The following is a 12,398-nucleotide window of genomic DNA, read 5'->3' on the forward strand; positions in this document are numbered from 1 at the left end:
TCAACCTAGCTTGACGTTCCCGCTGATCGTCCTCCACTATGGGCCGCAGATTTGGCGTGCCCGGAAACAGACGCAGATCCGGCATCATGACCCCCGACAGAACCACGCGTTCCATGGGGGGACCATGAACACCAGGCTCACCGCTGCCGCACTCTGCGCAGCCACTCTCGCCACTCTCACCGGCTGCTCCTCGAGCGACGACGCCGACGCCAAGCCGAGCGCCACAGCCAAGCCGAGCTCGCCGGCCGCCAGCAGCGCGAGCAGCAGCTCCGCCGAGCCGAGCGCCAGCCCCACCGCCGCGGGCACCAGCGCGCTCGAGGACGCCGTGAAGGCCTACACCGCCGCCTACTTCAAGGGCGACGCCACCACCGCCTACGCCATGCTCTCGAAGCGGTGCAAGGGGCAGATCGCCCCCGAGGCGTACGCGCCCGAGGTGAAGCAGGCGAACACCGACTACGGCACCGATCACCCGGCGACCGACGTACAGGCGCAGGTGTCCGGCGACCTCGCCCGCGTCACCTACAAGATCGCGGGCCTGCCCAAGTTCGACCAGGCGCAGCAGCCGTGGACGCGCGAGGGCGGCGCCTGGAAGTACGACGCCTGCTGACCCACCCCACTGACTGGCCCGGCCGCCCGCTCACGGCCGGGCCTTCTGCATGTCCGCGAGGAGGTGATCCGGGTGAGCAGCCAGCAGGACTCCGACACGTACAACGCGCCCGTCACCGACGAGGAGCGCGCCGAGATCCGCCGCCTGCACGCCGAAGGCCTGGGCCGCAACGAGATCGCCCGCCGTATCGGCCGCGGACAGCGCACCGTCAGCGTCCAAGCAGCCCGGATGAATCTGACGTTCGACCGGGCCCGGACCGAAGAAGCCACCCGCGCGCGCAGAGCCGACCTCGAGGAGCGCCGGCTGATCCTCGCCGAGGCGCTGCAGACCGACGCCGAGCAGCTCACCGAACGGCTCTGGCAGCGGTACACCGTCTTCAACTTCGGCGGCGCCGAGAACGACTACAACAGCCGGGTCCTCGCGGAGCCGCCCGCCGACGCGCAGAAGAACCTCATGTCCGCGGCCGGCATCGCGATCGAGAAGTCGCTGAAGCTGGTCCCGCCCGCAGAGGACACCGGCGCCGAGGACGCGCGCTCGATGCTCGGCCAGCTGATGGTCGGCCTGAAGGCTGCGTACGACGACGCAGTCCGCGAGGAGGCCGCCGACGAGGAGGCGGAGGGTGAGTCTCCTTGATGCGCTGCCGCTGTCCCGGAAGCAGATCATCTCTGTCGTCGAGGCGACGGCGCGCGTCAATGCTTGGGAGGGATCGGTCCGTTCGGGCAAGACGATCGCGTCGCTGATCTGCTGGCTGGCGTTCGTCGCGGACGCTCCGACCGGCGGCGAGCTGGTGATGGTGGGCCGCACCCGCGACTCGCTGTACCGCAACGTGATCCAGCCGCTGACGAACCCGGAGGTGTTCGGGCCGCTCGCGAAGCAGGTCAAGTACAACCCGGGCGCGCCGATCGCTTACATCATGGGCCGCGTCGTGCACATCCTCGGCGCCAACGACGCGAAAGCCGAGCCGAAAGTCAGGGGCATGACCTGCTCGGGCGCGTACGTGGACGAGGCGACGACACTCCCGAAAACGTTCTTCGACCAGCTCCTCGCCCGCTGCTCGGTCACCGGGGCCCGGATCTTCACGACGACCAACCCGGACAACCCGGCGCACTGGTTCCGCAAGGAGTACCTCAAGCGGCCGGCGGAGACCGGCCTGCGCTCCTGGCACTTCACCCTGGACGACAACCCGTACCTGGACCCGCAGTACGTCGCCTTCCTGAAGACCACGTACACCGGGCTCTTCTATCGGCGGAACATCCTCGGCCATTGGGTGCAGGCCGAGGGCGCCATCTATGAAGCGTTCGACCCGGAGCGCCACATCACGGCCGACCTGCCGCCGATCGACCGCTGGCTGTGCGACGCGATCGACTACGGCACCACCAACCCGTACGCAGACCTGCTGATCGGACTCGGCACGGACCAACGGCTGTACGTCGTGTCCGAGTACCGGTGGGACTCCCGGGCCGAGCGCCGCAAGATGACCGACGCCGAGTACAGCCTGGCGCGGCGCCGCTGGCTGGCATCCGTGCCGCAGCCGACCACGAACATCCTCGGTGTGCAGCCGGAGTGGACGATCGTCGACCCGTCGGCCGCGTCGTACATCGAGCAGCTGCACCGCGACGGAGTGTCCGGCGTGACGGCCGCGGACAACTCGGTCGTGGACGGGATCCGCACGGTCAGCTCGCTGTTCGCTGGAGACCGGCTGCGCATCCACCCGTCGGCGGCCGGGCTGATCGAGGAGATCCCCGGCTACTCCTGGGACGACGACGCAGCAGAGAAGGGCGAGGACAAGCCCATCAAGCAGGACGACCACTCCTGTGACGCGCTGCGCTACGGCGTCCGCACGACCGAGGCCCTGTGGCGGCCCCATATGCCGAGCCGACTGGAGGTGGCCGCCTGATGCCCGAGACTCCGCAGACGCCGATCACTCCGAACGTTGCGATCGAGCACGCGGCGCGCCTGCTGCGCGCAGCGGAGATGGAGACGAATCTCGCCCTGATGGAACGGCTTGACGAGCTCGCGACGTCCTGGCTGAGCCTGGCGCACCTGCTGATGGAACGGGAGGGCGTGTGATGGCCATGCGCGTGACCGTCCCGGCCTCGGCCATCAACACGGAGATCGAACTGCCCATCACCATCGGCGTAGGCGAGGTCGTCAACGCCATGGGAACCCTCACGCTCGAGGTCCGCGACGGGCAGGTCGAGGACTTCCGGCCGGCGCTCGCCGACGCCCTGCGCGAGGCCGCTAACGCCGTGGAGCGCGCCGCTCTGGATGACGAGGAGGTGCCCGGTGCCGCTGCCGACGGATGACATGGCCTGGCCGCCCCCCTACCTCGCCCCCGTCCTCGACTGCATGGACACGTGGGACACGTGGTGGTCCGGCGACCCCGACCGCCTCGAGACGCTGTACGGCGGCGGCAGCGGCGGCCCTGACCCGAAGCGCATGCAGTACGCGGGCGGAGTCGTCGGCCGGCTCGCACGCTGGTGGTGGGGCACCCCGGTCGGGCCCGGGGAGCGGCGCACGAAGCTACACGTGCCGATCGCCGGTGACCTGTGCGGCGGCAGCGCCGACCTGCTGTTCTCCGAGCCGCCGAAGCTGACCGTCGATGACGACACCACGCAGAAGCGCCTCGACAAGCTCGCCGACGATGGGATGCTCGCCACCCTGCAGACTGCAGCCGAGGTCGGTGCCGCGCTCGGCGGCGTGTACCTGCGCCCCGTGTACGACACCGACATCAGCGACCGGCCCTGGCTGGACGCAGTCCACGCCGACCGCGCCGTGCCCGAGTTCCGATGGGGCCGCCTCGCCGCGGTGACGTTCTGGCGCGTGGTGGGCGAGCAGGACGGCCAGGTGTGGCGTCACCTCGAGCGACACGAGTCCGGGGTGATCCTGCACGGCCTGTACCAGGGCTCGCGGGAGAAGCTGGGCCGGCCCGTGCCGCTCGAGGACAACCCGGCCACCGAAGGGTTCGCCGAGCTGGTTGACGACCAGGGCGCCATCCCGACCGGCTACGACGGTCTGGACGTCGCCTACATCGCCAACCAGGCCTCTCGCCGCTGGCGGTGCAAGCCGCGCCTGCAGGATCTCGGCCGGTCCGACCTGGACGGTGTCGAGCCGCTCATGGACGCCCTCGATGAGACCTACTCGTCGTGGATGCGGGACATCCGGCTCGGCAAGGGCCGCATCATCACCCCTAGCGCCTACCTGCAGTCCAACGGGCCCGGCCGCGGAGCGACCTGGAACCCTGACCGTGAAGCCTTCGCTGGGCTGGACATGCTGGCGCGAGGTGACTCCGGCTCACAGTTGACGGTCGCGCAGTTCTCCATCCGCGTCGCCGAGCACAGGGACACCGCCGAGGACTTGGTCAACCAGATCCTGAGATCGGCTGGCTACTCCGGGCAGACCTTCGGGCTGGGCGGTGACGCCGCGGCGACGGCTACCGAGGTCGTCGCCAGGGAGCGGCGCAGCATGACGACCCGCGGCCGGAAGATCCTGCGCTGGCGGCCGGCGCTCGCGCACGTCACTGAGGCACTGCTCGCCGTGGACCGCGAGGTGTTCGGCGGCAGCACCACCCCGCAGCGGCCCACGGTCGAGTTCGAGGACTCCGTGCAGGAGGACCCGCTATCTCTCGCGAACACCGTGAACGTCCTCTCCCAGGCGCAGGCCGCGTCGATCGACACGAAGGTGCGCTGGGTGCACCCGGAGTGGGACGACGCGCAGGTGCAGACCGAGGTGGACCGGATCATGCAGGAGCAGGGGATGGCCGTTCCCGACCCGATGCAGACCGGAGCGTTCCCGTAGAAGGTGGTGGTCGGCCGTGCCCGTATCGCCGGCCATGGCCGAAGACCTCACCTCCAACGTCTCCACCCTGTACGAGCAGGTGGAGATGGTCCTCACCCAGCGGATCCGTGATGCGGCCGCCGAAGGGATCGACGCCCCGAACTGGGTGGAGCAGAAGCTGGCTTCGTTGGGGAACCTGCAGACCGGCGTCCGCTCCGTGGTGGACGCGCTGGCCGACGACGCGTCCGGCGCCATCCGTCAGGCGGTCGCCGACGCGTACCGGCGCGGGCAGCAGGCGGCCGTGGCCGAGCTCGGCGCGCTTCCGGCGGGCGTCACCCAGGCGGTCGCCGACGCCATCCCGAACGCGGCCTCCATCGACCGACTCGCCGCGGCACTGGTCCACGACACTCGCCCGGTGCATCTGCGGATCCTGCGCGAGTCGGTCGACGTGTACCGCGACGTCATCGCCCGCGCGTCGGCCGCCCCGCTCACCGGCGCGCAGACGCGCAGGCAAGCCGCGCAGTCGGCGCTGGACGCCTTCGCCAACCGCGGGATCACCGGCTTCACCGACACGTCCGGCCGCTCGTGGAACCTGGCTTCGTACATCGAGATGGCCACCCGCTCCACTGTGGGCCGGGCCGCGGTCGAGGCGCACACGGACCGCCTCGGTGACGCCGGAGTCGACCTGGTGATCGTCTCCCGCGCGTCCGAGGAATGCCCGCTGTGCCGCCGCTGGGAAGGCAAGGTACTCGTCCGCTCCGGCGATGCCGGGGCGCGCACCATCGAGGTCGAGCACGCTCTCGAGGACGACCGCATGGTCGAGGTGAAGGTCGCCGGCTCGCTGGAGGAGGCGCGGGCCGCAGGCCTGCTCCACCCGAACTGCCGCCACAGCGTCAGCGCGTACCTTCCCGGGCTGACCCGGGAGCCTGAGCCTGTCCCGGCGCGGGGCACGTACGAGCAGTCCCAGCAGCAGCGGTACCTGGAGCGGCAGGTCCGCAAGTGGAAGCGGCGTGCCGAGGCCGCCATCGACGAGCCGACGCGGAAGGCCGCGAACGCGCGGGTGCGCGCGTACCAGGGCAAGATCCGTGAGCTGGTCGATGAGTCGGGCATGCCGCGCAAGCCGCACCGCGAGCAGCTGGCCAAGCCCAGGCCGCAGCAGCAGGCGCAGCTCGCCGAGCAGCAGCCGGTGACACCGCCGGAGCCGGAGGTCGTCAAGCCGCCGGAGCCGCCGAAGCCGCAGGCTCGCGTGTCGCAGGCGACCCGGGACCGCATCGACGAGGTCCGCCAGGCGCTGCCGAAGAGCCGTGAGGAGTGGGCGGACGCACGGCGCGTGCAGGTGGCGCCCGAGCAGCTCGGCTACGACATTCGCATCGGCGAGTTCGAGAAGGAGCTGAAGGGCTACCGGGCCGAACGCGAGAAGCTCGTCGCCGAGAAGGAGGCCGAGTTCAAGCGGAAGAGGACGCCGAAGTACAAGCGTCCTGACCTGCTTGAGGAGGCGACGTGGCGTATCGACAGCAACATCCGGATCACCGAGAACAGCATCGAGGGCTTGAAGGAGGAGCGCGATGCCTTCCTTCGCGGCGACCCGGGCAACTACAGCTCGTGGCTGAGCCGGACGGAGCCCGCCAAGTACGAGTACACGTACCAGAAGGACCCGTTCGGCAACCTGCTGCCGCCGGAGGAGTACCAGCAGCACCTCGATCGCGTGCTGGACGTAGGCGAGTCGCTGCGGGACGACCTGCAGGACGCGTACCTGCAGGACTCCGTGCTCGCCGAGCTGCGTGAGGAGGTCAGGCGCCTCGCCAAGGCCGAAACGCCGGACGCTGACGCGCTGCGTGATGCGCAGATCGCGGTCGCGGCGCGGGAGGCGGAGACGATCCGCACGCTCCTCGCCGACGTCCGCAAGCTGGGCGGGAAGGTGAAGACGGAGCTGGCCAGCGCGGAGCTGATCGCCAAGCGCGGCGCGACCGCGACCGCGGTCCGCGAGGACTGGGAGGATCTGCTGGGCGAGGCGCTGGGGCACTTCCCCAGGCAGTGGCTCGCCGCGATGCAGGACACCCCGATGGCACTGATCGGCTCGGACCGCGCCTACTACGGTGCAGGGATGGGCGGATCCGGCATCGACCTGTTCGCCCTCGACCGGTCCGCCCCGGGCTGGTACAACGGCGCCTTCTCCTCGTACGCAGCGGAGGTCGCCACGCACGAGCTGGGCCACCGCATGGAGCAGTACGTGCCCGGCCTGCGCGAGTTGGAGTACACGCTGGTCCGCAGGCGTGCCATGAAGGACGGCATGCTCGAGCTGCCCAAGGAGATGCTGGCGATCTATCCGGGATCGGGCTACCGGCAGGGCGAGCTGACCTACGAAGACCTGTGGGCGGACGCGTACGCAGGGAAGACCTACGAGCGAGGCGCTCCCGACGACCCCGCATCGGTCTCCTCGGAGGCCTTCCAGGTCGGCCTGCAGGATCTGTTCGGACGCTCCGCCCGCAGCTTCGGAGGCCTGCAGCTCCAGCAGTTCGTGCTTGGCTGCCTGGCCACCCTGTGACAGGCTGGTTGCATGGCCTGGAGAGTGGACTCGCGTACCGATCCAGCCCGCTGGGTCGCCTACGACGGCCGCCAGTGGGCCGCTGACGACGCCACCCGCCCCAACATGATCGCCCTGGTGGACGGGCCGCAGCCGCTGACCCCGACCGGCCCGTACTACACCCCGACCGGACCTGGTGACGAGGTCGCCGTGTATCTCACCGCGAGGGCAGTGGTGCCTGCACCGCAGACGTCCGGGCAGCCGCCACAGGTGCCGAGCGTGCCGGCCGGTGAGGACTCGCCGGACATCGTCTACTAGCAGCACCTTCTCGTGATGGGCCCGCCTTGTGCGGGCCCTTTCGCATGCCCGGATCCGGGCGCCTGATCTTCCGCCCGCCTGGTGCGGGTCGGATCGCACAACCCCCGCCGGGCGCGGGGCCGAACCATTCCGACGCGCACCAGGAGTGCACGCATGCAGAAGCGAACCCTCCCCAGGCTGGCCGGCTCCGGCTGGGCTCACCCTTACAGCACGGGCCCTTTCGACCCGTTCCTGTACGCCGACGGCGGGGACGGAGGCGACTCCGGATCCGACAGCGGCGACAGCGGTGACGACACCGGCGCGGGCGACGACGCAGGAGACGACGATGCCGGCGGGACCGGCGACGACGACACCTCCGGCGGCGACACCGGCGCGGACAGTAAGCCGAAGCCCAAGCCGCCCGCGAAGAAGGGCGACGAGGACCCGGCCGCGAAGATCGCCCGCCTGGAGAAGGAGCTGAAGGCGGCGAACGGCGAGGCCGCGAAGGCACGGACGAGCGCGAAGCAGCAGGCGGCCGACGAGGCGCGCACGAAGATCGTGCAGGAGCTGGGCAAGGCGCTCGGTCTGGTCAAGGACGACAAAGACACCCCGCCTGACCCGGCCGCGCTCACCGCGCAGATCGAGAAGGCCACGGCGGCGCACCGGGAGACCGCTGTCGAGCTGGCCGTGTACCGGAATGCGTCGAAGCACGGCGCCGACCCGGACGCGCTCACCGACAGCCGGACCTTCCTGAAGTCCATCGCCGGCCTCGACCCGTCCGACGAAGGGTTCGGCAAGGCCGTGTCCGCCGCCATCAAGGCCGCGGTCGCGGACAACCCCAAGCTCAAAGCCGCGAGCCAGGCGCCCGCGCGCACTGCAGGGGACTTCTCCGGAGGCACCGGAGGACGCCCCAAGGACGACTCCATCGAAGCCCACCGCGAGGCACGCCGGAAGGCGCGCTCCGGCGGCTGATCCCGTAGAGAGAGGGCCCCATGGCCAACACGTTCCTGACCCCCGACACCATCGCCCGCCGGGCCCTGGCCACGCTGTACGAGACGACGCACATGGCGCAGCTCGTGCACCGCGACTACGAGGCCGACTTCGCCGGCCGCGTCGGCGACACGATCACCGTGCGCAAGCCCGCGGTGTTCACGGCGAACGAGTTCAACAGGGCGACCGGCATCGTGCCGCAGAACGCGACCGAGTCCGGCTTCCCGGTCGTCCTCAACCACATGCCGGACGTGTCCTTCACGGTCACCACGGAGCAGCTCAACCTGGAGATCAACGACTTCGGCGTGCAGCTCCTCGACCCGGCGATGGAGGCCATGGCCCAGAAGATCGACCGGGACATCCTCGCGCTGCGCGACGACATCACCCAGGAAGTGGGCGGTGTCAGCGAGAACGCGGCCGGCGAGGACTACAACTACCCGGGCGGCCACTACCCGTGGTCCGACTCCCGCGTCCTCATCGAGGCCGGTGCCCTCCTCGACACGAAGAACGTCCCCGCCATGGACCGCCGCGTCGTCGTCGGCCCGCGCACGAAGGCCCGCTGGGTCGCCGAGAAGACGTGGCGGCAGGCCGACCACCGCGGCTCCACCGAAGGCCTCCTCGAGGCGTCGATGGGCGCCCGCGTCTCGGGTTTCGACCCGTACATGACGCAGAACATCGCCGGACCGGCGGCGAGCCCCACCACCGGGCAACCGACCACCGAGGTCGACATCGCCTTCCACAAGACCGCGTTCGCGCTGGTCACCCGCACCCTCGAGGTCCCTCCGGGCGCCCAGGACGCGACGATCATGAACTACTCCGGCTTCGCGCTCCGCGTCGTCTACGACTACGACATCAAGTACAAGCAGACGGTCGTCTCCGTCGACTGCCTGTACGGCACGAAGACCCTCGACCCCAACCGCGCCGTACTGATCAAGGGAGCTGACGCCGCATGATCCGCTACTACAACGAGAACAACGGCGACACCGTCGAGCGCGAGGAGGCGGACGCTCGCCTCGACGCGCTCCCGAACTGGCGGCGCCTCGAAGGCGACGAGAAGCCCGGCCCGGTCACCCCGGACAGCGTCCTCAAGCGGCCCCAGGCTTCCCCCGGCGTCGCGCTCACCTCGACGGAGGGCGAACGCGCCGAAGCCGAGGAGGAGTTCAAGGAGCAGCAGGAGGAGGCCGGCGACCCGCCGTCCAAGTCCGCGTCCAAGCAGGACTGGATCGACTACGCGCTGAAGCGGGCTGTGTCCGACCAGGAGCGTCAGGAGATCCCGGGCCTGACGAAGGACGTGCTCGTCGCGAAGTACGGCGAGGAGGCGTAGCGGATGCCGCTCTCCGGAACGACGCTCGCCGTCTCGGCCTACGCCGAGCTGAGCAGCGCGCTGGACCTGGGCACGGGCCGAGCACCGCAGTCCCTGGCTCGGTCCATGTCGCTAGCCTCCGGCACCGGCGTGGGCAAGGCGGACAGGGTGTTCGCCGACCGGCGGTCGCTGGCCGCATCCGCGAGCGAGGATCTCGACCTGGCGGGCACCCTGACCGACGCCTTCGGGGCGACGATCAGCTTCGCCCAGATCAAGGGCTTGATCATCGCGGCGGCCGACGGCAACACGAACAACGTCGTGATCGGCAACGCCGCTTCGAACGCGTGGGCCGCGCTGCTCGGCGCGACCGGCACCGTGACCCTCCGCCCTGGCGCGTTCATCGCGGTCGGTACCGGCGCCGGGGACGCAGGCTACGCGGTCACCTCCGGTACCGGGGACCTGCTGAAGGTCGCCAACTCCGGCGGCGGCTCCTCGGTCGCGTACGACATCCACATCATCGGCGCGTCCGCGTAGCCGGACCGGCTCATCACCGCGAGGGAACCGCCGTCCTGGCGGCTCCCTCGCGCCGTCCCGGAAGGAGGGCGCCATGGCAGCCACTGGATACGTCAGCAGCAGCGGCGAGAAGGTGAGCCGGGCCGGGGACACGATGACCGGCGACCTGGTCCTCAACGACACGATCCCGGACACCGACCGGTCGGCCGCGCCGAAGGCCTACGTCGACTCGGCCGTCGCCGGGGCGAGCGGCGGCATCCCCGCCAACTCCGTGACGGCCACGACCAGCTACGGGCTGCCAGCCAGCGCGGGCGCCAGCGTGCAGTACGCGCGCGGCGACCACAGCCACGGCACCCCGCCCGCGCCGACGGCTGGCACGTCGTCGGGCACGTTCGCTGCGGGCAACGACTCCCGCATCGTTGGCGCCGCACAGAAGAGCGCGAACCTCAGCGACCTCGCCAACCCCGCGCAGGCGCGCAACAGCCTGGGCCTGGGCGGGGCCGCAGTCCTCAACGTCGGCACCGGCGCCAATACCGTGGCGGCTGGGAATGACTCCCGGCTCGCCGGGGCGGCGCAGAAGGCGCAAAACCTTGCGGACCTCGCCGACGTAGCCACGGCCCGCGAGAACCTGGGGCTTGGCGACGCGGCCACCCGCAGCGTCGGCGCCATCACCGGCACGGTCGCGGCCGGAGACGACTCCCGCCTCAGCGACCCACGCCCGCCGACCGGTACGGCCGGCGGCGATCTCAGCGACACCTACCCGAACCCCAAGGTGGCCAAGGTCAACGGGATCGCGGTCTCCGGCACGCCGACCATCGGGCAGGTGCTCACCGCCACATCCGGCTCCGCAGCAACCTGGCAGACGCCGGCCGCCAGCGGCGGGGGCAGCTCCCCGATCAGGACGGCCACCGTCCGGATCACGAATGACAACCTGGGTGGCCTGCCGGCGTCGCCCGGCTGGACAGTGGTGCAGACGTCGGCCGGCACGGCGCTCGCGTGCTCCATCCCCGCCAGCGCGGGTGACCGCATTCGGGTGTCCGCCGCGATGATGTACGTCGGCTCGCACTACCTGGACTGGGCACTGCTCAGCAGCGCGGGCGCGATCGCGGTCTACGGCGGATCGGGCGGCAGCTCGCCGCTGCCGCAGGGGCATCCGGCGATGTACCCGAGCCTGTCGTTCAACTACGTCAGCGGGGGCGAGATGTTCGTCGCCGGCCCGGCGCACATCGACGGCAGCGGCAAGGTGACGGTGGCGCTGGTCCACCAGGGCTCGAGCTCGGACGCCTCGTCCAAGGTGTATGCCCACGCCGACTATCCGTGGCGGCTGAGGTTGGAGAACCTGGGGGTGGAGCCGTGACAGGCGTGATCGCAGGTCAGGCCACTACGCTGGTCTCCCAGTGGTTCGCCTACGAGGGCGGCCCTCTCGTCGACCTCGACGCCACTCCTACGGTCAGCATCACCAGCTCGGCCACAGGCGCGGTCATCGTGGCGCCCACCGCGACCGGGGTCACCCACCCCAGCCTTGGGTTTCACGCGTACGCCTGGACGCCGGCCGTCGACCTCCCTCCGGGCCCGTACCTGGTGCTGTGGTCCGGGACGAAGGACGGGGCGCCGGTCTCGTCGTCCGAGACGGTTACGGTCACCGAGCTGCGGGCCGGCCGCGTGTACGCCACGGTCGCCGAGTACCAGGCCGTCAGCGGCAACACCCCGCAGTCCACAACAGCGGCCCGCCTGCGGACTGCGTCACGGATGCTGGACCGGCTGGTGCTGCGCCTGTGCTGGTACGACGTCGATGCCGACGGGATGCCCACGCACCCGCTGGTCGCGGCCGCTCTGCGGGATGCCGTGTGCGCGCAGGCCGCATGGTGGCAGGAGACCGGCGCGGACCCGTCCGGCGCGGACGCGGTCGGCTGGGGCTCCATCGCGATCGGCAGCGTGCAGCTCGGCCGGTCGGTGACCGCTGTGTCCGGCGAGGACGCCCCGGCCCGGCAGCTCGCCCCCGAAGTGTGGGACGCGCTGCACGACCCGGCCCTGACCCCGGACATCTTCCGCATGGGCGCGGTGACGACATGCTGATCCCGCGCTGGGTGATGCGGCACCAGGTCACCATCGAGCCGTACCTCGGCGACACCAGCAAGGGCCCCAAGTACGGGCCGCCTGTGGTCATCGAGCACTGCTTCGTCGATGAACAGACACGCAACGTCCGCACCCCGGGCGGCGACGAGGTCACCTCCACCAGCACCGTTTTCGTCGACCCGGGGACGCAGGCGCCCGCGCGCTCCCGCGTGACCCTGCCGTCCGGCCGTATCACGCGCGTCATCCAGCTCAAGGACCGCAACAGTGGCGGCCTGCCCACACCCGACCACGTGGAACTGCAACTCGAGTAA

At 70.6% G+C, this 12,398-nt stretch carries 15 protein-coding genes; all 15 read left to right on the forward strand.

All coding sequences use genetic code 11. The annotated features are described in order from the left end of the window. The first annotated feature begins 124 nt into the window (after nucleotides 1–124). On the forward strand, nucleotides 125–607 hold the full coding sequence (locus ACZ7JA_RS14460; RefSeq protein WP_470808391.1) for a hypothetical protein: 483 nt from the start codon (nucleotides 125–127) through the stop codon (nucleotides 605–607). Nucleotides 608–679: 72 nt separating this feature from the next. Further along, nucleotides 680–1,240, forward strand: coding sequence for a helix-turn-helix domain-containing protein (locus tag ACZ7JA_RS14465; RefSeq protein ID WP_470808393.1), 561 nt, complete (start codon nucleotides 680–682; stop codon nucleotides 1,238–1,240). After that, entirely contained in the window at nucleotides 1,227–2,504 is a 1,278-nt protein-coding gene (locus tag ACZ7JA_RS14470) for a PBSX family phage terminase large subunit (RefSeq protein WP_470808395.1), read from the forward strand. Before ACZ7JA_RS14465 ends, ACZ7JA_RS14470 begins: the two co-directional genes overlap by 14 nt. Then, complete coding sequence (locus ACZ7JA_RS14475; protein WP_470808397.1) at nucleotides 2,504–2,677, forward strand: hypothetical protein; 174 nt, start codon at nucleotides 2,504–2,506, stop codon at nucleotides 2,675–2,677. The genes ACZ7JA_RS14470 and ACZ7JA_RS14475 overlap by 1 nt, the downstream gene beginning before the upstream one ends. Further along, nucleotides 2,677–2,913 (forward strand): hypothetical protein, encoded by a 237-nt coding sequence (locus ACZ7JA_RS14480; protein WP_470808399.1) that lies wholly within the window; start codon nucleotides 2,677–2,679, stop codon nucleotides 2,911–2,913. The genes ACZ7JA_RS14475 and ACZ7JA_RS14480 overlap by 1 nt, the downstream gene beginning before the upstream one ends. Next, entirely contained in the window at nucleotides 2,894–4,405 is a 1,512-nt protein-coding gene (locus ACZ7JA_RS14485; protein ID WP_470808401.1) for a phage portal protein, read from the forward strand. Before ACZ7JA_RS14480 ends, ACZ7JA_RS14485 begins: the two co-directional genes overlap by 20 nt. Nucleotides 4,406–4,421: 16 nt before the next feature. Beyond that, nucleotides 4,422–6,929, forward strand: coding sequence for a phage minor capsid protein (locus ACZ7JA_RS14490; protein WP_470808403.1), 2,508 nt, complete (start codon nucleotides 4,422–4,424; stop codon nucleotides 6,927–6,929). Between the two features lie 12 nt (nucleotides 6,930–6,941). After that, on the forward strand, nucleotides 6,942–7,226 hold the full coding sequence (locus ACZ7JA_RS14495; protein ID WP_470808405.1) for a hypothetical protein: 285 nt from the start codon (nucleotides 6,942–6,944) through the stop codon (nucleotides 7,224–7,226). A 153-nt stretch (nucleotides 7,227–7,379) separates the two neighbouring features. Beyond that, nucleotides 7,380–8,177 carry a hypothetical protein gene (locus tag ACZ7JA_RS14500; RefSeq protein WP_470808407.1) on the forward strand — a complete coding sequence of 266 codons (798 nt, stop codon included), beginning with the start codon at nucleotides 7,380–7,382 and terminating at the stop codon, nucleotides 8,175–8,177. A gap of 20 nt (nucleotides 8,178–8,197) precedes the next feature. Then, the gene (locus ACZ7JA_RS14505) at nucleotides 8,198–9,148 is read left to right on the forward strand and encodes a major capsid protein (protein WP_470808410.1); all 951 of its coding nucleotides are present in this window, start codon (nucleotides 8,198–8,200) and stop codon (nucleotides 9,146–9,148) included. Then, the gene (locus tag ACZ7JA_RS14510) at nucleotides 9,145–9,519 is read left to right on the forward strand and encodes a hypothetical protein (RefSeq protein ID WP_470808412.1); all 375 of its coding nucleotides are present in this window, start codon (nucleotides 9,145–9,147) and stop codon (nucleotides 9,517–9,519) included. Before ACZ7JA_RS14505 ends, ACZ7JA_RS14510 begins: the two co-directional genes overlap by 4 nt. Nucleotides 9,520–9,522: 3 nt before the next feature. Beyond that, on the forward strand, nucleotides 9,523–10,032 hold the full coding sequence (locus tag ACZ7JA_RS14515) for a hypothetical protein (RefSeq protein ID WP_470808414.1): 510 nt from the start codon (nucleotides 9,523–9,525) through the stop codon (nucleotides 10,030–10,032). A 73-nt stretch (nucleotides 10,033–10,105) separates the two neighbouring features. Continuing rightward, nucleotides 10,106–11,368, forward strand: coding sequence for a hypothetical protein (locus ACZ7JA_RS14520; RefSeq protein WP_470808417.1), 1,263 nt, complete (start codon nucleotides 10,106–10,108; stop codon nucleotides 11,366–11,368). Nucleotides 11,369–11,373: 5 nt separating this feature from the next. Next, nucleotides 11,374–12,087 (forward strand): hypothetical protein, encoded by a 714-nt coding sequence (locus ACZ7JA_RS14525; protein ID WP_470808419.1) that lies wholly within the window; start codon nucleotides 11,374–11,376, stop codon nucleotides 12,085–12,087. Beyond that, the gene (locus ACZ7JA_RS14530; RefSeq protein ID WP_470808421.1) at nucleotides 12,081–12,398 is read left to right on the forward strand and encodes a hypothetical protein; all 318 of its coding nucleotides are present in this window, start codon (nucleotides 12,081–12,083) and stop codon (nucleotides 12,396–12,398) included. Before ACZ7JA_RS14525 ends, ACZ7JA_RS14530 begins: the two co-directional genes overlap by 7 nt.

The organism is Streptomyces sp. NPDC038135, from assembly GCF_055601245.1.